Raw genomic sequence first — 23,818 nt, 5'->3', positions numbered from 1 at the left:
GTTCCGGCAATGGCGTGGACTGAGCGAAGATGTTGCGATGGACGCAACGTAAGCGAATCAGATCCTACGCATCCCCAAACGTCGTCATTGCGAGCGCAGCGAAGCAATCCAGGGCGGCCTCATACTGCCCTGGATTGCTTCGCTGCGCTCGCAATGACGGCGTGTGGGCCGCGAGGTGCTCTATGCCGCGCCTTCCAGCAAGTCCGCCACCGACACCGCGCGTGCCGGGAAACGCGGGCGGAAGCCGGTCACCTCGGCTTCTCGGCAGCCCCGCGCCGAGGCGATGCGGCGCACCAGCGCATGTTCGCAGGTCCGCCCCTGGCACAGCCCCATGCCCGCCCGGCAGCGCAGCTTGATCGCGCTTGCCCCGAACGAGGGACCGACTTCCAAGGCATCGGCAATCGCGCGATCGACAGTCCCGGCGGAAATGTCCTCGCACCGGCAGAGCAGGGTTTCCGGTTCCGGCTCCGGCAGCCATGGGCGGGGATCGGCGACCCCGCGCAGAAGATCGATGAAGCCCTGCATCGCCTGTCGCTCGGCCTGAGGCTTGCGTATAGCCGCAGCCGCTTCCTCGGCCGACAGAGCGCCCGCGTCCTGCGCGATGGCCACCCCCGCCAACGCGCCCTCGGCCATCGCCGCATCGCTGCCCGCGACACCGGTAGTCTCGCCCGCGACGTAGAGGCCCGGCACGGTCGAACGCATGGCTTCGTCATGGATGGCTTCCCAGCCTCCGGCGGGGTCGGACCAGCGTACCTCGGCGCCGATCTGGCGGATCAGGTCGGCTTGCGGCAGGAAGCCGTAGCACATCGCGGCGACGTCGCAGGCGATGCTTTCGCCGTTGCTGAAGACGATGCGCTCCACCGCGTCGGTGCCTTCGCAGCGCAAGGCCTGCGCGCCGTAGCGGACCGGCACTCCGGCCCGGCGCAGCGCCATGATCCCGGCGGCAGCGGCTAGCAACGGGCCGGGCGTCCGCAGCGCGCGCGGCAGATGCGCCAGCGCCGTGCGCGCCATGGCGGCAAAGGGCTGCGCGAAGCAGACGGCGGCGACTTCACCGCCTGCCTCGACGATCTGCTGCGCGAGGACGATCATCAGCGGATGGGTGCCGAACAGGACGATCCGTTGGCCGGGCAGCACTTGTTGCGCTTTGATGAGCGTCTGCACCGCGCCCGCGCTCATGACGCCGGGCAGCGTCCAGCCCGGCAGCGCCACCGGCATGTCGTAGCAGCCCCCAGCCACCAGCACCCGCCGCGCCCGCACCTGTTCGATACCGCCCGCCGTGCCCGAGAGGGTCAGCGCGAAACCCTCGCCATCAGGCATGACGCCCAGCACCGAGCGACCGCCCAGCCACTGCAGCCGCGCGTCGCCGCTCACCCGGTCGAGCAGTGCGCGGCCCTTGCGATAAGGCGCGCCGCCGAGCCATCCGGGGACGGAGAACGTCGCGGGAGGCTGGCGCAGGATCTGGCCGCCGGGCCGCTGCTGCTCGTCGATCACGCATATCGAGAGGCCCGCCGCCAGCGTGCGCTCCGCAGCAGCCAGGCCCGCCGGGCCACCGCCGACGATGGCGATGTCGTAAGTGCTCATGCTTCCGGCCTTTCGGTGCGGATGCGCAGGCCCGGCTCTACGGGCACGAGGCAGCCGCGCAGGCGCCGCCATGGCGCATCCCCGCGCGCGACCCAGACGGTGCATTCACTACAGGTGCCCATGTTGCAGAACATCCCCCGCGCCTGTCCCGAACGGTCGTCACGAAAGCGCGGCGCGGTCGAGAGCACGGCGACGGCCACCGTCTCGCCGGGATGTGCCATGACCGGCGCGCCGTCGAGTTCCACCGCGACCGGCGCGGGCCGGGTGACGCCCTGTTCGACGCGCTTCACGCCAGCCTCTTTCATGGAAGCACCGCGAAGGCATCGAGGTGTGCGAAGCGGCGCGGCGTGAACATCGTCAGTTCCTCCGGCGCGGCGCCTTCCGCGATCGTGCGCGCGAGCAGCCGCGCCAGCACCGGGCCAAGCGTGAACAGCGATCCGCCCGCCGCGACGAACAGCCCCGGCGCGGCGGCAACCTCACCGACGATCGGAAGCTGGTCGGCGGAAATGCAGGTGGTGCCGGTCCATGTCCGCAGCAAGGAGCGCTCGGCCAGCCCCGGCATGACCCGCGCGCCGACGTCCAGGTTGGCGCGCAAGTTGGCAGGCTCGACGATCGCGGGGCGGTCGAGATCAGGGGTGCCGTCGGCGCGCTTCGCAAGGCGTGAGGGCCAGCCGCCGCCGATCAGCAAGTTGCCGTCCTCGGTCTGCTTCATCGACAGCCGCCGCCCGACGTGCTGGATGAGGAAGGGCAGCACCGGCTCGGTGCGGTCGGTCACGCTCATCATCAGCGGCGCAGGATAGAGCGGCACGTTGAGGCCCAGCAGCCCGGCAAGGCGCGGCACCCAATGCCCCGCCGCCAGCAGCACGCGCGGCGTGTTCACCGTGATCTCGCCGTCGGGTCCGTGCAGCGTGGCACGGTAGGTCCGGTCGCGCTGCATCGAGAGTCCGGCAAGCGCGGTGCCCGTCTGCACCACCGCCCCCTGCCCCCGCGCGCCATCGGCGAAGGCATCGACGAGGGTGCGCGGGTTGGCATGGCCTTCGTCCTCCAGCCAGGCGGCTCCGGCAAGGTTGGGGGACAGTGCGGAGGCCTTATGGTGCAGTTGGGTGCCGCTGAGTACCCGTGTTTGCAGCCCCAGTTCGTTCTCGCGGGCCACCTTGAAGGCGAGGAGGTCCATCTCCGCCTCGGTCTCGGCCACCATCAGCCCGCCGTGCATGGCGACGTCGAGGGGGCGGCCGAGCATGTTCTCGATGCCCTTCCACTCCTCGATCGCGAGGCGGTTGAGCGAGACGATGCGCGCGCCGTCGGCGGCGGCCTTCTCGCCCTGTTCGAGGAAGCGCCGCTCGATCTGGAAGTGCAGCGAGCCCGCGTTCTGCCCGGAGGCACCCGAATTGAGGTGCCCCCGCTCAGCCAGCAAGGCCTTGAATCCCAAGCGGGAAAGGTGCCAGGCCGTAGCGCAGCCGACGAGTCCGCCGCCGACGATCAGGATATCGCAGTGGGTCGTCGTCGGCATGCTCATGGTCAGAGCATATCGAGCTTTCGCAGCGTCTCGGCAATGCTTTCGCGGTCCTTGCCGGTGACGCCGATCAGCGGCTTGCGCACCGGACCGCCGGGCAGGCCCATAGTATCGAGCGCGGCCTTGAGGATCGCCGGGCCGGAACCGAAGCGGCCGACGAGGTCCGGCGTATACCATTCCTCCATCAGCACCCGGTCCTTGCGCCCGCATTCACGCGCACCCTCGATGTCGCCGGCCCACAGCTTGTCGTAGAAGCCGGTCTGGTTGCGGCCGAGCACGCCACCCGCGCCCATCGTGCCATCGCCGCCGTGGACGCGCAGCATCGTCAGGCCCAGTTCGTCCATCGGGTAGCCGAATACGCGGACCTGCTCGCCCAGCGCGAAGACGGTGTCCATGAAGTGCGTGAAGCGCGGGGTGGACTGCTTGATGGCGACGATCGCGTCGATGTCGGCAAGGCGGCGCAGCGTCTCCAGCGGCATGTCGATGCCGGTGCCCGGAGGCCAGTTGTAGACGCAGATCGGCAGGTCGATGGCGGCGCCGACTTCCTCGTAGAACGCCACGATCTCGTTCGGTAGCGGACGCACGTAAGGCGGCGGGGTGATCAGCACGCCCTCGAAACCGGCCTCTGCGGCGGCCTGCGCATAAGCAATCGTCTCGCGCGCGGTGAAGCTGGAGCAGCCCGCGATGAGCGGCACCTTCTTCGCCATCTGGGCACCCGCCAGCGCGAACAGGCGCTTGCGCTCGTCGGGGCGCATGCTGGTCCATTCGCCGGTGGTTCCGGCGAGCACAAGGCCGTGCATGCCCTGATCGACGAGCCACTCCAGCAGCAGGCCGAGGCCCTTTTCGTCGAGCGTGTCCTCGTCGATGAAGGGGGTCGTGATGGCGGGAATATAGCCCTGCCAGTTCACCCGTGACCGCTTGCTGACCGTCATTGCTTCGTCCTTGTTCCTGACCTGCGGAAATTCCTGCTGCAGCGGCGCGATCTTTGTCCCGCTCTCTGCCTTCAGACGATCGATGCCAGCGGGGTTGTTTTCCAACAATGGCGCGCATCGGGCGAAAACGTTGCGCTGGCTGCAACGTCGGACATGGCCCGGACACGAAGACGCCGCGCCCGGTCGGAACCGGACGCGGCGTTGTCTTGCGCCTCAGTCGCCTGTCGTCAGGCGGGTTGAGCGACGAGCACCTTGCGCGGGCTTGCCAGAGACAGGCCCACGGTGACCGCGGCATTGGCGACCAGCGCGACGAGGCCGATCTCCCAGTGCGGGAACCATGCGGCGGCAAGGCTCGACAGCGCGGGCACCCAGAGTACCGCATAGCCCGTCAGCAATCCGCACAGGACGGCGGCGGCGCTCGTGCGGCGCAGCAGGAAGGCGCAGTAGACGCCCGGCGCCAGCATACCGATCGCTGCATAGGCGGACAGGCCGATCTCGACCAGCGAGCCGCTCGCACCCAAAGTCAGGTAAAGCGCGATCGCGGCGAACACGACCATGGCGAGGCGCGAGACCAGCAGTTCGGTGCGGTCGTCTATGGTCGGCACCAGCGGGCGCACGATGTTGCGGCCAAAGATCGACCCGCAGGTCAGCAGCAGCACCGAGCCGGGCACAAGCGCCAGCAGCGAGGCCGTCCCCGCCAGCACGCCGAGCATCCACGCCGGATAGCGCTGCTCCACGAAGGCCAGCAGCAGCGCATTGGGGTCGCCGCCGGGGGCCTTGGTCCCGGCCAGCAGCGCCGCGAAGCCGAGCAGGATGATGAAGAAATACGAGAGCGAGTAGATCGGCTGGAACACCGCGTTGCGCCGGATCGTCGTGCCGCTGTCGGCCGAGTAGCACAGCTGGAACATGTGCGGGAAGATGTACGTCCCCAGCGCCACGTTGATCGCCGAGGTCACCAGCCAGGTCACGTCGAGGCCGAGTTCGGGCTTGAGACCGGGGAAGCGGGTGGCCTGCGGGAAACGCTCGCCGACGGTGCGGAAGACGTCGAGCACCGAAGCCTCGCCCACCACGTTCGCGACGGTCCAGGCCAGCACGATCACCACGATCAGCATCAGCACGTCCTTCACGCCCGCGGCGAAGGCGGCGGAGCGCAGGCCCGCGAGGAACACGAAGAGCAGCATCAGCACGACCGAAAAGCCCGCCGCCGCGCCCTGGCTCACCCACGGCCCTGCGGCGAGGCGCACCACCAGAGTCAGCGCGGTGACCTGGATCTGCACGTAGACCACCAGCGCGATCAGCCCCGCCGCCGCCACGCAGACGCCCAGCCAGCGCGCCTGATAGCGGTGCGCGAAGAAGTCCGCCTGCGTGACAAGGCCGTGGCGCCGCCCATAGGCATGGATCATCGGCGTCAGCCAATAGCCCAGCGCCGCCGACAGCGAGACCGAGCAGAACGCCAGATAGGCAGGCGCGCCATAGGCCCAGGCAAAGCCCGAAATACCGAGCACGGCGAAGGTCGTGTAGATCTCACCGGCGTTGAGGAACCAGAACACCAGCGTACCCAGCTTGCGGCCACCAAGCGCCCATTCCTCCATGGTCTGCGCGCGCTTCTGCTTGCGGCGGCCATAGAGCATCGATCCGGCGACGGTGCCGCACACGATCAGCAGGATGAGCGAGAGGATCATGCCCCGCCCTTCCTGTTGCGCGTGTCGAGCATGAAGCGCAGGCCCAGAACGGCGGTGGCGAAGAGGATGCCCGCCATCTGCCAGACCATCCCGAACGGCAGGCCCAGCGGTGCCCACTCGACGCCGTTGGCCCATGGCGCGAAGCCCAGTTGCCACACGAACGGCAGCAACAGCAGCAGGTCGGCGCGCGACAGGCCGGTGTCTTCGGGGTCGTCGGTCGGGTCAGTCATCAGTGCTCTCGGATGTTGCAATGAGCAGCGTGGACGCCGTCAACGTTGCATTCAATGACGAATCAATGCTCGAAACGTTGCGAAAAACGAAACGCCGACCCGTATGATTACCTTCCACCCATCTCGTCATTGCGAGCGTAGCGAAGCACTCCAGGGCGATCTACTGCCCTGGATTGCTTCGCTGCGCTCGTGATGACGATCCGAAGGTAACCTGACATCACCGTTCCCGCCCCACCGGCCGGTTCCACTGCCGCAGCTGCGCCTCGATACGCTTGAGCAGACGCAGCGGGGCGCCTTCCAGCTGGCGGCCGGAGCGCAGGACGAGGCTGGTGGTGGTTTCCTCGATGCTGTCGTCGGCAATCGGCACGCTGACCATCGCGCCCTCGGTAAGTTCGGACCATACGGAAATCTGCGGCAGGATGGCAACGGCGATCCCGGCGCGCACCATGTCCTGCATGACGTGGATCGAGTTGGAGGTGATCGCGGGCTGGAAATAGGTCTTCGAATTGGCCTCGGCCGCGCTCAGGATCTGGCGGATGCGGAAGTGGGCGGGCGGCAGCACCAGCGGCACTTGCGCCAATTGGGCAATGGTGACGCTCGGCTGTGCGGCCAGCGGGTTGTCCGGCAGCATGATCGCCATCAGTGGCTGCGCAATCACCGAGCGGACGTGGATCTTCATGTCGTTCGGGGTCGAGAAGACGAGGCCGAAATGCGCCTCGTCATCCGCGATCATGCGCAGGATCTCGGTTGTGGAGCCGGTGAGGATCTCCAGCCGGATCAGCGGGTTCGCCTGCGAGAACTGGCTGACGATCGAGGTAAAGCTCTGCCCCGCGAAGCCGTCGCCGATCGCCGCAGTCACTTGGCCCGTCCGGACCGAGCGCAGTTCCTCCAGCTTGGCACGCAGCGCCTCGCGGTCGGCCAACTGGTTGCGGTAGTGGGCGATCACGATCTCGCCCGCATGGGTCAGTCGCACGCCGCGCCGCCCCTTCTCTATCAGGGCGAGGCCGTACTGGCTCTCCAGCTGCGCGATCTGGCGGCTGATCGAGGACGGCGCGACGTTGAGCCTATCCCCCGCCGCGCGCATCGATCCGGCGCTGAGCGCTTCCAGCAGGTATCGCATTCCGGCTTCGGACAAATCGAACTCCTTTGGGACTCGCACACCGCTCGTCATTGCGAGCCCCGAAGGGGCGCGGCAATCCAGGGCAGCACTACACCGCTATGGATTGCTTCGCTGCGCTCGCAATGACGAAGCCAGTCCCTAGCAGGTCACCGCGCCGGATCGAAGTCCTTGCCCAGCGGCAGGTCGCGCGAGCTGGAACCGATCTGGACGCGGTAGCTGCCCTTGGCCAGTTGCCAGTCGTGCGCGGTCTCGTCCCAGTAGGACAGCGCGCGGCGGTCCAGCGGGAATTCGACCGTGGCCGACTTGCCCGGCTGCAGCGAGACGCGCGCGAAGCCCTTTAAATGCCGCGGCGGTTCGTTGGCGGCGGCGGGCATCGAGACGTAAAGCTGCGCCACTTCGTCGCCAGCGACCTTGCCGGTGTTGCGCACGGTGGCACGCACCGACCAACCATCGCCCGATTTCGCCAGCTTCAGCCCGCTGTAGGCGAAGCGGGTGTAGGACAGACCGTGGCCGAAGGGATAGAGCGGCGCGATGCCCTTGGCGTCGTACCAGCGGTAGCCGACGAGAATGCCTTCGTCATAGCGCGCGGTGGTGCCGATGCCGGGGTAGCGGGCGGGCTGGTCGGCGGGGCCGTTGACCTCGTCCGCCGGGAAGGTAACGGGCAGCTTGCCCGAGGGGTTGGCCTTGCCGGTCAGCAGCGCGGCGATGGAATCGGCCGCTTGCTCGCCCGGATACCAGGCGGCGAGGATGCCCGCGACCTTGTCGCGCCACGGCATCAGCACCGGGCCGACGGTGTGGAGCACGACGACGGTGTTGGGGTTGGCCGCAGCGACCGCCTCGACCAGCGCGTCCTGATCGCCCGGCAGCTTGAGATCGGTGCGATCCGCGCCTTCGGAAACGTGATCGGCGACGAAGACCACAGCCACTTCCGCCTTCTTCGCGGCGGCGACCGCCTCGTCGATCAGCGTCGAATCCGGCGCCTGCCAGCCGAGGCGCAACTCGTTGGCCGAGAGCGTCGGCGCGTTGGAATAATCAAGCTGCAGCGCCACGCGCTTGCCCGCTTCGAGCCAGACGGTGCCGTGAGTGGCAAGGCGGAAGCTCTGCTTGGGCACGTAGGCCACGCGCTTGCCGTCGATCAGCAGCGCGATCTCGCCGCCGCCGTTGAGCGAGAAGCGATAAGTGCCGGTCTTCGGCGGCACGAAGCCCGCCGTCCAGCACGCCGACCACAATGAGGGCAAGCCCTGCACGCCCGCCTTGGGACCGGCCTCGGCGTAGTCGATCGACGCTTCCTTGCGGGTGACGAGCGGCTCGCCCTTCCAGTCGGGCGAGGCGTAGTAACGCGCCGTCAGGCCCTCGAAGGCCGAGGCCGGCATGGCGGGCAGCGGCGCGATGCCAAGGGTGCCGCGCGCATATGTCACGCTCGCCTTGTCGCCGAGCGCCGCCTTGATCGCATCGACCGGGGCCTTGAGCGTGCCGACGTCCTCGGTCTTCACGAAACCGCCGTAGCGTTCGGACGTCTGGACGTTCGCGCCCGCATCGTCGCCGATCACGGCGATAGTCTTCGCCTTCAGGGGCAGTACGCCGCGCTCGTTGCGCAGCAACACGGTGCCTTCCTCGGCGATCTTTTCCGAGAGAACGAGGTGCGCCGGATCGCGCACGTTCGCATTGGCGTCGGCCGCCGCGATCGGATGATCGACGAGGCCGAGGCGGAACATCGGGGTGACGATGCGCTTCACCATGCCGTCGATGTCGGCCTGCGTGATGGCGCCGCTCGCCCGCGCGGCTTTCAGTTCCTTGACCCCGTAGAACTCCGCGAACCCGAAGGGGCTGACGCCGCCGGGCATGGAAATGTCCAGCCCCGCCTTCACCGAGGGCGCGGTGGAGCGGTGGGCGAAGTACCAGTCGGCAACGACGAACCCGTCGAAGCCCCAGCGCTTGAGATTGCCCAGCGTGCCGGGGTTCTCGCAGGCGTACTCACCGTTGACGCGGTTGTACGCGCACATGATCGAGCCGGCCTTGCCCTGCTTCACCACCGCCTCGAAGCCGGGGTAGTAGATCTCGCGAAGCGCGCGCTCGGGGACGATGGCGTCCACCGCCTCGTAGGCGGGACCGTCGCCCAGACGCAGCCATTCCTGGTTGTTCGCCGCGAAGTGCTTGGGCGTGGCGATCAGGCCGAGCGACTGGATACCGCCGGTGATCGCGGTGCCCAGTTGCGCGGTCAGGTAGGGGTCCTCACTCAGCGTCTCGGCAAGGCGGCCCCACTTGGGGGTGCGGATGATGTTGATGGTGGGGGCGAGCACCACGTTGCGCCCCTTGCCCGCGTGCTCGGCGCCCAGCGCCTTGCCGTAGGCGGTCATCAGGTCGCGGTCGAAGGTCGCCGCGCCCATGACGGGGGCGGGGAACTGCGTCACGCCCTTCATGCCGTTGCCGACGCCCGCCGGGCCATCGCCCATGCACAGGCGCGGCAGGCCGAGGCGGGCGATGCCGCTGATGTGGCCGACGCAGGCGTTGACGCCGGTGCCGTTGGCATCAAGCTCGGTATCGCCCTGAAGGAGCTTCAGCTTCTCGTCGTCCGTCATCGCCGCGACCACCAGCTCCGCCCGCTGTTCGGGCGTGCGGGCGGCGTCCAGCCACGGCTTGTCGGCCGGGGCTGCGAAGGCGGGAGCGGTCGCCACGGCACAAAACGCGATCCCGGAGAGCAAGGCTCTCCGGGATGCGACTGCCGTACGGTGCGACCCGAGGACGAACTTCGAGACAGCAGAGGTCATGATCAGAACTTCACCATTCCCGACAGGCTGACGGTGCGCGGACGGTTCATGTAGTAGCCCAGCGGGTACACGCCCGGGACGATCTCGTTGTAGTTGATCGTGGTCTGGTCGTTGAACAGGTTGGTGACGTTGAGGTTCACCTGCCACGGACCCTTGCTGATGCCGGCGTGCATGCCGACCAGCCAGTAGGAGTCGAGTGGCTGGTAGTTGTCGATGGTCGGGTTGAACTTGGTCGCCATCGAACCCTGATAGCTCACGTCCGCACCGAAGGAAGCGTCCACGCCCAGCGCGTCCACGAAAGTGGTGTAGTTGACGCTGCCCGCGCCGGTGAATTCCGGCACGTAGGGGATGCGGTCGCCCTTGTTGCCGGTGCCCGCGACGGGGTTGTCCTGCGCCAGCTTGGCGGTGTTGTAGTTACCCGACAGGTTGATCTGCAGGCCCGGGACCGGACGCGCATCGAGCGTCATTTCGATGCCCTTGACCTCGGCTTTGCCGCCGTTGCCGGTGTAGCCGAACGACACGGTGCCGTCGGTCGCCTGCTGCGAGACCTGAATGTCCGACCAATCGATGTAGTAGACTGCGCCGTTCAGGAACAGCTTGCGGTCGAGCAGCGTGGTCTTCACGCCCCACTCGTAGGACCACAGCGAGTCCGAGCCGTAACCGTCGGGGATGACGACGTTGGCGATGGCGGCGGCGGTCTGGTCGTTGGTGCCGCCCGAGCGGTAGCCCTGCGCGACCTGAACGTAGGTGTTGACCTGATCGCTCAGCTTGTACGCCAGATTGAAGCGGCCGATCAGGCCGTTGTCCTTGGTGTGCAGCACCGGACCGGCGCCCGCGCCGGTGCCGCCGCCGAACGCGACGTTGGCGACCGACTGCTGCTCAAGCTTGAAGTCGAACAGGCGGCCGCCTGCGGTGAAGGTCAGGTCCGGCACGATCTCGTAGCTGAGTTCGCCGAACAGCGCGCGTTCCTTGATGCGGGTGTCGACGGTGCGGTCGAGCAGCATGTCGGCATCGGCGGGCAGGTTGCCGTTTACGTCAGCCTTGGGCCACGAGCTGTTGAAGAAGCGGTTCTCGTTCTGGAAGAAGCCGCCGACGAGGATCTGGAACGGACCGTCGAAGTCGGACGCGAAGCGCAGTTCGCCGCTGTCCACCCGGCGGTGCTTGTCCTGCTTCAGAGCGCTGCGGCCGGTGGTGTCGTGCGGCAGGCCAAGGAACGCCTGCGCCGCCAGCGAGGCGTCGCGCACGAAGCTGGTGTCACGCACGAAGCGCGAGACGGTGCCGGTGAACGTGCCGAAGGGCTGCTTGTAGTTGACGGTCGCGTTGTAGATTTCGCTCTTGTCGCTGTAGGGCGCGCGCACTTCGTCGGCCTGATAGTTCGAGGGCAGCGCGTTGCCGTCGTAATCCAGCTTGTTGTAGAAGTTCTTCGCGTCCTGATGGACGTCCTGATACATCGCGGTGAGGTCTACCGTCAGGTCGGGCGTTGCCTGCAGGCGGGCGGTCAGGCGGCCGGCCTTGCTCTTTTCGGCATTGGCGCCCTTCTCGAAGCGGTTGTCGATCCAGCCCGGCAGGTCGGCATAGAAGCCCGACGCCCGCACGGCGAGGACGCCGGGGATGACCGGCAGGTTGACGGCGCCGTCGGTCTGCATGCCCAGCGATGCGCCCTTGGTGGCGCGCAGGGCCGACTGGACGTAACCGTTTACGCCGCCGTCGGGATCGGCCTTCTTGGTGATGTAGCGGATCGTGCCCGCCATCGAGCTGGCGCCGAAGGTGGTGCCCTGCGGGCCTTTCAGCACTTCGACGCGGTCGATGTCGAACAGCTTGATGTCGGGAGCCTGGCCGCCACCGTCCTGCGCGTTCTCGCCGGTGATGACGGTCTCGTCGAGGTACATGCCCACGGTGCTGGCACCGGCCGAGTTGACGCCGCGAATGACGTAGCGCTTGTCGCCGGGGCCTTCGTCCTGAACCGACAGGGCCGGAATCGCGTGGTAGAAGTCCGCGAAATCGACCGCACCCTTGTCCTTCAGCGCGTCGCCGCCCAGCGCCTGCACGGCGATCGGGGTATCCTGAACGGTCGAGGACGTACGCTTGGAAGCGGTGACGACGATGTCGCCGCCGGTGCCCTCAGCGGCCGTCGCTGCGTCCTGCGCGAGTGCAGGCACGGCGCAGAGCGCGGTGCCGGCCATCATGCCGGTTACGAAAAGCTTCAGCGCAGTGCTCGTCTCGATCTTCATGGAACCCCTTTCAACCCGATTGTGCTTTAACCGGCGCGACAGCAAGTGTCCCCGCATCGCCGGATGACAGAAACGTCACACGAGCGCGGTTGCCCTTCAATGCAGCCAATCCGTGAGGTTCGTTGCGATGAGCGCAACGCTGTATCCGCCTGTTGCCCGATAATTTCGCGTAATAGCACGGAGTTATGCCAGTAATCGTTTACACGAATACCCACATCCAGACCCGCACCCATCGACGGCGGCTCTCAGGTCGCGACGCCGCGACGCTGGGCTTCGACGACCGCTTCGGAGCGCTTGTTGACGCCCAGTTTGCGGTAGATATTGGCAAGGTGGAACTTGACCGCGCTGGCCGACAGCCCCAGCTCGCGCGCGATCGCCTTGGTGGACTGGCGCTGCGTCAGGCAATGGAGCACCTGCAATTCGCGCGGGACGAAGGCCACCCCGCCGTCCGCGTCCTGCGTGCGGGCCGCGATCGCACGCCCGAGGGCGGCGCAGAACCCCCGCGTGCCGCGCCCCGCCGAGCGATAGGCCGGCGCCGCCTTCATCGCCTCCAGCACCATCAGCAGGACCGGGCCGTGCTCGGCAAAGGGCTGCACGATCTCCTCGGCCTCGGCCAGAGCGACCGCCTTTCGAAGGCTCTGCACCGCCTCTGCCACGTGATCGTCGCCGAATGCGCCCACCGCCGAAAGCAGCAGCGCGCGGATCGCCGTGATCCGCCGCCCGGATGCGCCCGCCTGCTCCTGCAACCGGGCAACGATGCCGCCAAGACGGGCATGGTCCCCGGCTTCCAGCGCCTCGCGCCCGTCCAGGAGGGCCGTCTCGTCGCTCTCGCGCCAGGCGATCCAGTTCGGCGTGACGAGGTTGGCGGCTACATCACGCGAGCGCCAGCCTTGCGCACCGCCCGCGTCGTCCGCGACGATGCCCGCGCGCAGGATGCGGCAATACCGCTCGATGTCGCTGAGGCCGCGCCCGCGCATCAACCGGATCGCCCGGTCGAGCAAGCCCAGCGCGCGGTCCTCCTCCCCTGCCGCCAGAGCGGCCCGTGTGCCGACGCGGTAGCCGATGACGAAGGCATCGGGCCAGCCGTCGCAAGCCTCAAGATCGCGCAACGCGGCATCGACCCGGTCGAACAGACCATCGGCGTGGCCATGCTCGAACTCCACTTCGCACAGGACGCATTCGGCCACGGCCATCAGGCCCGCATCGTCCGGCATGGCGCGCGTGATCAGCACCTGCGCCTCGGTCGCCAGCGCCGCCGCCCGCTCCAGCCGCCCGCCCGCCAGCGCGATCATGCCGTCCACCAGCAGCGCGGAGCCCAGACCGTAATAGCTCGTCGCCCGTTCATACTTGGCGCGGGAAATCTCGATCTGGTCCTGGGCCAGCGCGATCTCCCCCCGGCGCAGGTAGTGCAGGCTGCGCAAGGCGTAGACGAAAGCCGCGTTGGTCAGGTCGTTGGTGTAGGTCGACCAGAAATATCCTTCCGAAAGCTGCGCCTCGGTCAGCTCGGTATGGGCGTGGAACGCCAGAACGTGCTGGGCGATGACGAAATCGGTATAGACGCGCGAGAGCGACGGCGACTGGTAGGCCATGTCCTCGCTCAACATCTCGCGCGCGGATTCGAGCAGTCGCCGCGCTTCGGGAAAGCGCCCTTCCTTCATCGCCACGACTGCCTGCGTGATGCGGATCTGCCCCGATTGCTCGGCGGCTTCGGGGCTCAGCTGCGCCATCGCCGAGCGCAGGCGGTTGTAGCCCGAGGCGCGCAGCAGTTCGGTGCTGGTGAAAGTCTCGAAGGCCATGCGCGCAAGGCCGTGGTCTCCGGTATCCTGCACCAGCGCGATCGCCGCTTCCGGCGCGCGGCGCTCGGCATGATGGAGCAGCGCCTGCCGGTATGCCCGGTCCCTGCGGGCAGGCTCACCGCGCTCCAGCTGGCGCAAGGCGAAGGCGCGCAGCAGCGGATGGAGCGAGAAACCGCCGCCCGCTCCGCGCCTGACCTGCCCGAGCGGTGCCAGCGTGGCGATCTCGTCGAGGACCGGATAGGCCGGCAACGGCGCGGCGATGTGCGGCAGCAGCCGCGCGTCCACCCTCTCGAGCATTGCAGTCTGCGCCAGCAAATCGCGGGTCGTGGCCGAAAGGCCCTGCCAGATGCCTTCCCGGATCGCCGCTTCCAGCAAGCCGCCGGCATGATCGAGCAGCCGGTCGGCGTCCGCTTCCCCCGGTGACAACGCTGCGACGACCGCCTCGGCCAGCGGCCACCCTTGCGCGATGCCCTGGCCCAACACCTCATCCGCATCGAACAGCAGCGCCCCGGGATCGAGCGTGCGCACGAGATGCGGCGAGCGCAGTTCGGCCAGCATCGCCGCATTGGGCCGGCGCGAGATCAACCAGACCTGCAGTTCGGTCCCGGTCCAGTGCACCAGTTCTCCCAGCACTTTGCCAAGCGGCCCCGGCTCCAGCGCACCGGCATCGACCACCAGCACCTGATCGCCGCGCCCGCGAAGGACGGCCCGAATGCGATCGAACGCCGTCTCGCCCGGATGACCGAGCGCCTCCGCCAGCGTCTGCCGAAAGGCGTCCTCGTCCCGCAGATGCGCGGGATGCAGGCCCAGCCAGCGGAACTGCCGCTGCACCGCCCCGCGAGCCAGCGCGTAGTTGGCGATCAGGGTCGTCTTGCCGAGGCCGGTGGGGCCGTAGACCTGCAGCACCCGCTCCGTCCCAGCGGGTTCGATCAGCTTGGCCAGCCGCCCCAGACGTACTTCCACGGTAAAAGGCGTCGGCGGGACCGGGAGAGGAGAAAGCTCCGGGGAGGGAGGCCGATTTTCGACACGCGCTGTCGCGGATACGTCATCCGGCGGCGTTAGAGGGCTGACGCGCCCCGATGCGGTCATGCCGTCCCGCCCGACGACGGCCGGGCCGTTCCGAGGACTGACGTTCCGGAGGTTTCGGGCCATGAGAGGGAGCACACAGGCTTTCGCATGTGCGAAAGGCTAACGTCTTTGGCGCTTCCCGCGCAAGCCCCGCGAATGCGCTGCCATACGCCGGACAGCGCCAAAGCGCAGGGCCTACTGGCCGAATCTGCACGATCCTGTCCATTTCCCGCAGGTGCCAGACGGCAGCCCTCGGTTATCCTCCTTCCTGTTGCCCGAGGGTGGTGGAAGGGTCTGCACGAAGATGTTGATGGACGTGGCGATGCGCTATTTCTACGAGGCGGCGAGCCAGGGCTCGATGCGCCTCGCCAGCGAGAAGCTGGGGGTGGCGGTCTCCTCGATCAGCCGCCAGATCGTGCAGCTCGAAGGCTATCTCGGCGTCAACCTGATCGAGAAGGGTCGCCGCTCGGTGAAGCTGACCGAGGCGGGACAGCTCACTTACGACTTCCACCGCACCCACATCGCCGAGTTGGACGCGCTGCGCTCGCGCATCCAGGACTTGCGCGGGGTGCGCAAGGGCTCGATCCGGCTGGCGGTGGGCGAAGGGTTCCTGACCAGCGCCTTCTTCCAGACCATCGACGCCTTCCACAAGAAGAACCCCGGCCTGCACATCGACACCCACGTCGGCTCCACCAGCGAGATCGTGCGGATGGTAGAGGAGGACGAGGTGCATGTCGGCCTCGTCCTGCAGATCGAACCGGAGCCCAAGGTGCGCGTGCGCCTGTCGGTGGCGCAGCCGCTGATGATCCTGGTCCATCCCTCGCACCCGCTCACGCGCAAGAACCAGGTGTCGATCGCCGACCTGTCGCAGCATGACTTGTGCCTGCCGCCCAAGGGCTTTCGCATCCGCCAGATCCTCAGCCACATGGAGGCCGCCGCAGGCGCTTATCTCGAACCGGCGCAGACGACTTCGTCGATCGTGATGATGCGTGATCTCGCCTGCGAGGGCCGCTTTGCGACGGTGCTGCCGCAGATCGCCGCCTTCGGCGAGATCGCCAGCCGCCGCCTGATCGCCATCCCCTTCGCCGAGACCGAGGCGGAGCCGGTATCCGTCCACCTCATCACCCGCCTCGGCCGCCAGCTGGAAGGCGCGCCGGCCAAGCTGCTGACGGTTCTCGAAGCGAAGATGCGCAGCTGGACGCATTGAGTCTGTCAGGAAATTCGCCTGCGGCGAATTTCGCGGCACCGGCCCACGCCCCGCTCAACCGAACCCCCACGCAACGTCTTGTGCCCGCGCACGCAACGAACGGGCGGTAGCGTGTTGCCGACCTGTGAAAGGAAGACGATGAAGCCCGCCTACTGGCCGCCGGAGCGCCGCGCCCCCCTCCCCCCCGTGCAGCCCTGGACCGGGCCGAGCGAAGCACTGATCCGCCAGCCGTCCGACCCCTGGGTGACTCCGGCCGAGATCGACGATCTCCAGACCACGCCGACGTACGAGGAGACCCGCGCGTTCCTCGTCCGGCTGTCGGAGGCCTCGCCGCTGATCCGGCTCTACGAATACGGCACTTCCGCCGAAGGGCGGCCGCTCACGCTGGTCATCGCCAGCACCGATCTCGACCGCGCCGCTGCGGCTCCGGACGGAGAAGGCCCGGTCCGCGTCTTCACCGAATGCGGCATCCACCCCGGCGAGATCGACGGCAAGGACGCCGGCCTCATGCTGCTGCGCGACATCGCGGTGGGCGGCAAGGCGGACCTGCTGGACGGCTGCGACTGGTACTTCGTGCCGGTGCTCAATCCCGACGGGCACGAGCGCCGCTCGGTCTACGCGCGCCCCAACCAGCGCGGGCCCGAGGAACAGGGCTGGCGCGCCTCGGCGCAGGGGCTGAACCTCAACCGCGATTTCGTCAAGGCGCATTCGCCGGAAATCCGCGCGATCATCAAGCTGCTGGGCTGCATCGATCCCGACCTGTTCATCGACCTGCACGTCACCGACGGCCTCGATTACCAGTACGACATCACTTACGGTTTCCAGGAAGCCCGCTACTCCGCCTCGCCCGAACTGAGCGCCTGGCTGGAGGACAGCTACCGCCCGCTGGTCGATGCGCACATGCGCGCCCTGGGGCACCTGCCCGGTCCGCTGATCCTTGCCGCCGACGATCGCCGGCCCGAACTCGGGCTGATGCTGCCCGCGTTCCCGCCGCGTTTTTCGCATGGTTACGGCGACATTCGCCACATCGCCACGGTGCTGGTGGAGAACCACTCGCTCAAGCCGGTGCGCCAGCGCGTTTTGGGCACGTATGCGCTGCTTGAGGCGTCGTTGAGTGCCGCTAGGTGCCGCTCGGTGCCGCTGCGCGCCGCCTCCCGCGCCGACCGGGAACGCCGCGTGGCGGAGCCGGTCCTCACCTGGGACATGGCGCCCGAGCCGGTGCGGACCACGATGTTCCACCCGATCGCCTCGGAATTCTACGATTCCCCGGCAAGCGGTGCGCGCGAAGTACGCTGGCTCGGCACACCGCTTCCCGCACTCGAAACCCCCGTTCTGGGCTCGATTCCGGGCCAGACGATCGCCCGCCCACGCGGCTACTGGGTGCCCGCCAGCGAGTTCGACGTGCTCGACCGCCTGCGCGCCCACGGCATCGCGATGGAGATCGCCGAGGCATGGACCGAGGTGGAAGTGGACATGCTGCGCCTCGCGGATCTGGAGATGGCGGGCGGTGTCTCCGAACGCCGGATCGTCCTGAAGGCCAGCGTCGCAGGCGTCGAGCGGCGCGTCGAGAAATTCGCCCCGGGATCGGCTTTTGTGACTACGGATCAAAGGCTTGGCGATCTGGCGATCCACATGCTTGAGCCAGTCTGCGCCGATTCACTGTTCGCGCAAGGCTACGTCGCGGGCATGCTCGACCCCGTCGAATACCTCGAAGCCTACGTCATCGCGCCAATGGCCGACGAGATGCTGGCGACCGACCCCGACCTCAGCGCGGAATTCCACGCGAAACTGGCTTCGGACAACGCCTTCGCCGCCGACCCGATGGCGCGGCTGAAGTGGTTCTATCTGCGTTCACCCTACCGCGACGAACGTCACATGCTCTACCCCGTGGCACGCTGCCCCGCGTGACCGCCTCCCCCCGGACCATGACCCGGAAAAACCGTGAGGAAACAACAGTGAAGACTTTCCCCATCGCCGCAGCGGCACTGGCCGCCGCCGGTGCGCTTGCCGCCGCCCCCGCCTTCGCCGCCCCGCCCCCCGCCGGCGCGCAGGTCTTCGCACGCAGCTGCGCGATGTGCCATACGACCAATACGGGCGGCGCCAACAAGCTGGGCCCTAACCTCGCAGGCGTTTCGGGCCGAAAGGCGGGCAGCATCCCCGGTTTCCGCTACTCGCCGGCGATGGCCAAGGCCGGCGTGACCTGGAATGCCAAGACGCTCGATGCTTTCCTGGCGAAGCCCTCCGGCATGGTGCCCGGCAATCGCATGGGCTTTGCCGGGGTCAAGGATCCGGCGCAGCGCGCCGCGCTGGTGGCGTACTTGGCCTCGCTGCCGAAGTAACCCTCTGCCGAAACACAAAAAAGGCCCGCCGGAGCGATCCGGCGGGCCTTTGCTTTGCGTCGTCCGAACCCTCAGCCCCCGCGCAGAGCCTCGGTCGCAGCCACATCGACGGCGCTGCCGACGATCGCCACCTTGTACAGTTCCCGCGCCGCCTCGACGGAGACGTAGCCGTCGAGCACGTCGTCCAGCACCGCCGCCGGATCGCGCTCGGTCGCAAGGCCGTAGCCCGCGCCGCCCGCACCGCGCGCGATGGCGCGATCGCCGATCGCCACCGGCATGCGGTAGGTGCCCACGCGCTTTTCGGCATCGGTGCCCGCGCGCACGATCAACTCGTTCGTCTCGGGCTGCGCGCCGCCGCCCAGCGACCACGGCTTTTCCTTCGAACGCTTGGTGATCGACAGGAACTCGCCGTCCTGCGTGAAGCGGATCAGGCGCTCGGTGCCCATGCCGCCGCGGCGCTTGCCGGCGCCGCCCGAATCGGGCTTGATCTCGAACTGCTCCATCATCATGCCGGTCTTCATCTCGATGACCTCGATCGGCGTGTTACGCACGAGGCTGCCCGAGATGTGGTTGGTGGCATTGATGCCGTCGAACTCGGCGCTGCCGCCCCAGCCCACCGGCTCGTTGTTCGAAACCGCGTACATCGACTTGGTGACCGGATCGGTGCCGATCATCATGAAGCCCAGCGTGTCGCCGCCCGAACAGGCCGCGATGCGTTCGGGCATGCCCTGCGCCAGCGCCTTGTAGACCAGTTCCAGCGCGAGGTGCGCAGGCCACTGGGTGAAGGTGGCGGCGGGGTACACCGCGTGGAACAGGTTGCCTTCGGGCGCGATCACCTTGAGTGCACGGAACGAGCCCGCATTGTTGCGCTGCGAGGCGGAGGTCAGCGATTTCAGCACGAACTTGCAGATCGTCTCGGTCAGGCCGATCGGGATGTTGATCGGGCCCGGCACCGCCGGGGAGGAGCCGGAGAAGTCGCAGGTGAGGCCCTCCTCGTCGATGGTGACCTTGACGTGGATCGGCACCGGATCGTCGCTGATGCCGTCGTCGTCGACCACATCGCCCGCTTCCCAGGTGCCGCGCGGCAGGTCGGCCAGCGCGCGGCGGACCAGCGCTTCGCTCGCTACCTTGATGCGGCCTACCGCCTCATCGAAGGCGGGGCGACCGAACTTGCCGAGGATCGCGTTCAGGCGCTCGACGCCGGTGCGGGTAGCCGCGACCTGCGCATCAAGGTCGCCCATCACCGGCCCGGGCATGCGCGAATTGAACTTGATGATGTCGATGATGTCCTTCACCGGCGCGCCATCCTTGTAGATGCGGGTGCCGGGGAAGATCAGGCCTTCCTGGTGCATGTCGGTGGAATCGAGCACGTAGCCCGGATCCTTGGCGCCAAGGTCCATCCAGTGCGCGCGGATGCAGGTATAGGCAAAGGGCCTGTCCTCGCCGTCGGCGAAGACCGGCGCGAACAACGTAGCATCCAGCGCATGCGCCGAATTCCAGTACGGGTAGTTCATGATGAAGATGTCGCCGGGGCGCATCGTCTCCGCGCCCGCGAACTCCACGCCCTTGCGGATTGCGTAGTCGTTGGCGCCCAGGAAGAATGCGAGGCCCGGCGCGTCCGAAATCAGTTCCAGATCGGCGTCGTAGATCGAGATGCCGAAGTCCAGCACCTCGTAGATCACCGGGTTGAACGCGGTGCGGATCAACGTGCGGCGCATCTCCTCGGCGGCGGAGACGAGGTAGCTGCGGATGACCTCTACGGTCGCGCCATCAAGCTTCGTTTCGGTGCTCATGCGGACTTCCTGCGAACGATGAGGTGGCCGTGCGGATCGACGGCGACGGTCTGGTCGGAATGGATGACGGTGGTGGTGGTGCCTTCCTCGACGATCGCGGGGCCGTCGAAGGTGTGGCCCGCGCCCAGCAGCTTGCGATCGTAGACCGCAAACGGGGTGCGCTCGCGGCGGGCGAAGCAGAACGCCTCGCGCGCGCCGATCTGCGCGTCCGACGCCGGGCCGGTGGCCTCGGGCACGATCGGCAGGGTGGGCTTGGGCATGACCGCGCTGGCGCGCACGCGCAGCGTCACGATCTGAACCGGCGCGGCGATGGCGTGGCCGTAGCGCTCGCGGTGGAGGTCGTCGAAGCGGGCGCGCAGCGAGGCGAGATCCTCACCCTCGGGCAGTTCGATCTCCAGCGCGTGTTCCTGCCCGGCATAGCGGCATTCGACGAGGCGCAGGAAGCGGCGCTCGGTCTGGGTGCCGCTCTGCCCTTCAAGCTGCGCGCGCGCGTCCTCGATGAGCGTCGCGAACGCCTCTTCCACCGGGCCCTGCGCCTCGGGTTCGAGCAGGCGCAGCTGGGTCAGCGCGACGTCGGTGACGATATCCGACATCAGCATGCCCCAGGCCGAGAACACGGCCGGGTTCTGCGGCACGATCAGTTCGGCGTTCATCACCTCGCGGGCGATCAGCGGAGCGATCAGCGGCCCGGCGCCGCCGAAGGCGAGCATCGAGAAGTCGCGCGGATCGCGGCCGCGCTCGACAGTGATCTCGCGGATGGCACCGGCGGTACGGGCGACGAGAACGTCGAAAATGCCCGCCGCCGCGCGGTCGATATCGATGCCGAGCGGCCCGGCAACGCGGTCCTGCATGCCCTGCCTCGCGGCGGGAACGTCGAGGTCGACGGTACCGCCCAGGAACGTCGAGGGATCGAGGAAGCCCAGGATCAGCGCCGCGTCGGTGGTGGTCGGCTCGTTGCCGCCGCGACCGTAGGCGATCGGGCCGGGCTGCGAACCGGCGCTCTGCGGGCCGACTTGCAATAGCCCTTCCTGCACCCAGGCGATCGAGCCGCCGCCCGCGCCGATGCAGCGGATGTCGAAGATCGGGATCAGCGCGGGGAGGTCGGCCAGCGGCGCCTCGTGCATCACCAGCGGCTCGCCGTCCTCGATGACAGCGGCGTCCAGCGAGGTGCCGCCGTAATCCAGCGTCAGCACCCGGTCGCGGCCGATCGCCTTGGCCAGCTGGCCCGCGCCGATGAGACCGCCGGCAGGGCCGGACAGCACGGTGTAGATCGGCGCCTGCCGCGCGGTCTGCGCGGTCATCGCCCCGCCTGCCGAACGCATGATCAGCAGCTTGCCGCAGAACCCGTTCTCGACAAGCCCGTTCTCAAGACGGCCGACGTAATCGTTGAAGATCGGGTTGATGTAGGCATCGACCACGGCGGTCGCGGTACGCTCGTACTCGCGGTATTCGCGGGTGATCGCGCTGGAAGCGGAGACCGCCAGCTGCGGATAGGCTTCGCGGATGACTTCGGCGGCGCGCGCCTCATGCACCGGGTTGCGGTAGCTGTGCAGGAAGCAGATCGCGACCGAACGGATGCCCGCCTCGACCAGCTTGCCCGCAGCGTCCAGCACGGCGGCTTCGTCGAGCGGTTCCACCTCGTTGCCGTGCGCATCAATGCGGCCGCCGACGCCGAAGCGGTGGCGGCGCTTCACGATGCTCGCCTCGCGCTGGTAACGGTAGTCGTACATCGAGGCGGCTGGAACGTCGGCGCGGCCGATCTCGAACACGTCGCGGAAGCCCGCATTGGTGATGATGCCGGTCTCGACCCCGCGCCGTTCGATTACCGCGTTGAGGCCCAGAGTGGTGCCGTGGACGAACAGTTCGGTGTCGTTCAGTGACACGCCGAGGCGGTCGAGCGCGGCCAGAACGCCGCGCACCGGTTCGTCAGGGGTGGTCGATGCCTTGGCGAGCCTTGTCGTTCCCGTTTCGGAATCGAACAGGATCGAATCCACGAATGTCCCGCCGATATCGACGGCGACGCGAAATCTCTTCATGCACTGCTTTCCCGGATGTGAATCCCTGAACTCGCCGCCGATGATATTGCGCAAACGGCACAAGTCTTCGCGAAGTCATTGCATCACGCGCAAGACCCGCCCTCTCCCCTTTGCCCTGCCCGATACGTCTGACACCATTGAGCCATACCCGCCCTTCCGCCGCGCCTCCCCGTGGCGGCGGGCACTGGAGACATTTTCGATAATGAAGCTGCTGCGCAAGATCGCCGGGATCGTCGAACGCAATCCCGAACGCCCGCCCCAAGAGGGGGAACTGCGCCGCTGGCCGTTCCTGACGATGGTGCTGATCGGCGTCTCGATCTCCGTCCCGTTCTTCGCGTTCGGTGGACAGCTGGGCCAGCATGCGAACTTCACCACCGTCGCCATCGGCGTGATCCTGGGCAGCGCGCTGCTGGGCCTGTGGGGCGTGCTGACCGGCTATGTCGGTCTCGTCGCCCGCCTGCCCACCGCAATGATCATCCAGCGCACTTTCGGGCGGCGCGGGTCGATGGCGATCGTGGGCATGATGGTGCTGACCTCGTTCTGCTGGTTCGGTCTGCAGACGCAAATCCTCGTCAAGAGCCTCGCGGCGATCCTGCGCACCCAGCTGGCCTATGAACTGGACGAGCGGATCGGCGTCGTCCTCGTCGGCGCGCTGATCGCCTCGACGGCGGTGATCGGGGTCAAGGCGATGGGCAAGGTCGCCGTGGTCAGCGTGCCGCTGCTGCTGATGGCGACGCTGGTACCGCTGGCGATCGGGCTGGACCGGCACGGCATGGCGGGACTTTTCGCTGCTCGCCCGATCACAGAGCCGATGGGGCTTGGAATGATCGTCTCGGTGGTCGTCGGCGCCGAAGTGTTCGGCTGCTCGATCAACCCCGACCTGAGCCGCTTCCTGAAGACCGCGGGGGACAATGCGACGGCGATGACGATCAACTACGCCATCGCCTTTCCGCTGCTGCTGATCCTCGCCGCCGCGCTCGGTACGCTCTACGGCAACGCCGATCTCGTCGCGACGATGCTGGCGGCGGGCATCGCGCTGCCGGGCACGCTGATCATCATCCTCGCCACCTGGACCAGCAACGACAAGAACCTCTACGCCTCGGCGCTGGCGCTTTCGGCGCTGTTCCCGAAGGTTGAGCGCTGGCAACTGGCGGTCGTCGCGGGCGTGCTGGGCACCTGCCTCGCCGCGGCCGACATCCTTGGCCACTTCATCGTCTGGCTGACTTTCATGGGCCTGCTGATCGCGCCGATGTCGGGCGCCTATGTCGCCGACTTCCTGATGAAGCGCAGCCGCTACACCGACGCCAATGCACCGATCCCGGCGTTCCGCGCCGCGCCGCTGATGGCATGGGTGTTCGGCATAGCAGTCGGCGTGGCGGCGCTGCCGCGCGCGAACGTCGGCCTCGGCCTGTTCGAGATCACCCATGCCCCCACCGTCGATGCCCTGCTGGCGGCGATGGTCTTCCTCTTCGTGGCCGACCGGGTGACCGGCTCGCGCCCCGCCGCAGCCCTTACCTGAACG

The 23,818-nt window shown here is 67.8% G+C and carries 16 protein-coding genes; 4 read left to right on the top strand and 12 right to left on the bottom strand.

Annotation, left to right across the window (positions count from 1 at the left end; translation table 11 throughout):
* Positions 1-180: 180 nt before the first annotated feature.
* The 10 genes from PKE80_RS22500 to PKE80_RS22455 form a co-directional block, all read right to left on the bottom strand.
* Positions 181-1,581, bottom strand: coding sequence for an FAD/NAD(P)-dependent oxidoreductase (locus PKE80_RS22500; protein ID WP_271184446.1), 1,401 nt, complete (start codon positions 1,579-1,581; stop codon positions 181-183).
* Positions 1,578-1,871 carry a (2Fe-2S)-binding protein gene (locus PKE80_RS22495; RefSeq protein ID WP_271184445.1) on the bottom strand — a complete coding sequence of 98 codons (294 nt, stop codon included), beginning with the start codon at positions 1,869-1,871 and terminating at the stop codon, positions 1,578-1,580. The genes PKE80_RS22500 and PKE80_RS22495 overlap by 4 nt, the downstream gene beginning before the upstream one ends.
* Positions 1,872-1,882: 11 nt before the next feature.
* Positions 1,883-3,097, bottom strand: a complete 1,215-nt coding sequence (locus tag PKE80_RS22490; RefSeq protein ID WP_271184444.1) for an NAD(P)/FAD-dependent oxidoreductase — start codon at positions 3,095-3,097, stop codon at positions 1,883-1,885.
* A gap of 2 nt (positions 3,098-3,099) precedes the next feature.
* Complete coding sequence (locus PKE80_RS22485; protein ID WP_271184443.1) at positions 3,100-4,026, bottom strand: dihydrodipicolinate synthase family protein; 927 nt, start codon at positions 4,024-4,026, stop codon at positions 3,100-3,102.
* Between the two features lie 227 nt (positions 4,027-4,253).
* Complete coding sequence (locus PKE80_RS22480) at positions 4,254-5,708, bottom strand: sodium:solute symporter family protein (protein WP_271184442.1); 1,455 nt, start codon at positions 5,706-5,708, stop codon at positions 4,254-4,256.
* Positions 5,705-5,938: a DUF3311 domain-containing protein gene (locus tag PKE80_RS22475; RefSeq protein WP_271184441.1), complete on the bottom strand. Its 234-nt coding sequence runs from the start codon at positions 5,936-5,938 to the stop codon at positions 5,705-5,707. Before PKE80_RS22475 ends, PKE80_RS22480 begins: the two co-directional genes overlap by 4 nt.
* A 217-nt stretch (positions 5,939-6,155) precedes the next feature.
* Positions 6,156-7,073: a LysR family transcriptional regulator gene (locus PKE80_RS22470; protein ID WP_155986432.1), complete on the bottom strand. Its 918-nt coding sequence runs from the start codon at positions 7,071-7,073 to the stop codon at positions 6,156-6,158.
* A 131-nt stretch (positions 7,074-7,204) separates the two neighbouring features.
* On the bottom strand, positions 7,205-9,733 hold the full coding sequence (locus PKE80_RS22465; protein WP_271184440.1) for a beta-glucosidase: 2,529 nt from the start codon (positions 9,731-9,733) through the stop codon (positions 7,205-7,207).
* A 95-nt stretch (positions 9,734-9,828) separates the two neighbouring features.
* A complete protein-coding gene (locus PKE80_RS22460) occupies positions 9,829-12,057 on the bottom strand; it encodes a TonB-dependent receptor (protein WP_271184439.1) in 2,229 nt (742 codons plus the stop codon).
* A 245-nt stretch (positions 12,058-12,302) separates the two neighbouring features.
* Positions 12,303-14,816, bottom strand: coding sequence for a LuxR C-terminal-related transcriptional regulator (locus tag PKE80_RS22455; protein ID WP_271184438.1), 2,514 nt, complete (start codon positions 14,814-14,816; stop codon positions 12,303-12,305).
* Positions 14,817-15,225: 409 nt separating this feature from the next.
* On the opposite strand from PKE80_RS22455, the gene PKE80_RS22450 reads away from it, so the two are divergent.
* The 3 genes from PKE80_RS22450 to PKE80_RS22440 all read left to right on the top strand — a co-directional run bounded on the left by PKE80_RS22450 (position 15,226) and on the right by PKE80_RS22440 (position 18,467).
* Positions 15,226-16,128: a LysR family transcriptional regulator gene (locus PKE80_RS22450; protein ID WP_271184437.1), complete on the top strand. Its 903-nt coding sequence runs from the start codon at positions 15,226-15,228 to the stop codon at positions 16,126-16,128.
* Positions 16,129-16,266: 138 nt separating this feature from the next.
* Positions 16,267-18,036 (top strand): M14 family metallopeptidase, encoded by a 1,770-nt coding sequence (locus PKE80_RS22445; protein ID WP_271184436.1) that lies wholly within the window; start codon positions 16,267-16,269, stop codon positions 18,034-18,036.
* Positions 18,037-18,083: 47 nt separating this feature from the next.
* A complete protein-coding gene (locus PKE80_RS22440) occupies positions 18,084-18,467 on the top strand; it encodes a c-type cytochrome (protein ID WP_271184435.1) in 384 nt (127 codons plus the stop codon).
* A 71-nt stretch (positions 18,468-18,538) separates the two neighbouring features.
* On the opposite strand, the gene PKE80_RS22435 is transcribed toward PKE80_RS22440, so the two are convergent.
* Positions 18,539-20,260 carry a hydantoinase B/oxoprolinase family protein gene (locus PKE80_RS22435; protein ID WP_271184434.1) on the bottom strand — a complete coding sequence of 574 codons (1,722 nt, stop codon included), beginning with the start codon at positions 20,258-20,260 and terminating at the stop codon, positions 18,539-18,541.
* A complete protein-coding gene (locus PKE80_RS22430) occupies positions 20,257-22,296 on the bottom strand; it encodes a hydantoinase/oxoprolinase family protein (RefSeq protein WP_271184433.1) in 2,040 nt (679 codons plus the stop codon). Before PKE80_RS22430 ends, PKE80_RS22435 begins: the two co-directional genes overlap by 4 nt.
* 202 nt (positions 22,297-22,498) lie before the next feature.
* Between PKE80_RS22430 and PKE80_RS22425 the strand changes: the two genes are divergently transcribed.
* Positions 22,499-23,815: a purine-cytosine permease family protein gene (locus PKE80_RS22425; RefSeq protein ID WP_271184432.1), complete on the top strand. Its 1,317-nt coding sequence runs from the start codon at positions 22,499-22,501 to the stop codon at positions 23,813-23,815.
* Positions 23,816-23,818: the final 3 nt, after the last annotated feature.

Origin of the sequence: Novosphingobium resinovorum, assembly GCF_027922145.1 — a bacterium.
GTDB lineage: Bacteria > Pseudomonadota > Alphaproteobacteria > Sphingomonadales > Sphingomonadaceae > Novosphingobium > Novosphingobium resinovorum.
Note: the sequence above shows the minus strand (reverse complement) of the source record. Positions and strands in the feature narration are given on the sequence as shown.

Excerpts from the sequence above, each read along its gene's own strand:
- PKE80_RS22500 (WP_271184446.1), bottom strand. The coding sequence starts at position 1,581 with ATGAGCACTTACGACATCGCCATCGTCGGCGGTGGCCCGGCGGGCCTG.
- PKE80_RS22490 (WP_271184444.1), bottom strand. The coding sequence starts at position 3,097 with ATGAGCATGCCGACGACGACCCACTGCGATATCCTGATCGTCGGCGGC.
- PKE80_RS22485 (WP_271184443.1), bottom strand. The coding sequence starts at position 4,026 with ATGACGGTCAGCAAGCGGTCACGGGTGAACTGGCAGGGCTATATTCCC.
- PKE80_RS22480 (WP_271184442.1), bottom strand. The coding sequence starts at position 5,708 with ATGATCCTCTCGCTCATCCTGCTGATCGTGTGCGGCACCGTCGCCGGA.
- PKE80_RS22475 (WP_271184441.1), bottom strand. The coding sequence starts at position 5,938 with ATGACTGACCCGACCGACGACCCCGAAGACACCGGCCTGTCGCGCGCC.
- PKE80_RS22460 (WP_271184439.1), bottom strand. The coding sequence starts at position 12,057 with ATGAAGATCGAGACGAGCACTGCGCTGAAGCTTTTCGTAACCGGCATG.
- PKE80_RS22450 (WP_271184437.1), top strand. The coding sequence starts at position 15,226 with ATGTTGATGGACGTGGCGATGCGCTATTTCTACGAGGCGGCGAGCCAG.
- PKE80_RS22445 (WP_271184436.1), top strand. The coding sequence starts at position 16,267 with ATGAAGCCCGCCTACTGGCCGCCGGAGCGCCGCGCCCCCCTCCCCCCC.
- PKE80_RS22435 (WP_271184434.1), bottom strand. The coding sequence starts at position 20,260 with ATGAGCACCGAAACGAAGCTTGATGGCGCGACCGTAGAGGTCATCCGC.
- PKE80_RS22430 (WP_271184433.1), bottom strand. The coding sequence starts at position 22,296 with ATGAAGAGATTTCGCGTCGCCGTCGATATCGGCGGGACATTCGTGGAT.
- PKE80_RS22425 (WP_271184432.1), top strand. The coding sequence starts at position 22,499 with ATGAAGCTGCTGCGCAAGATCGCCGGGATCGTCGAACGCAATCCCGAA.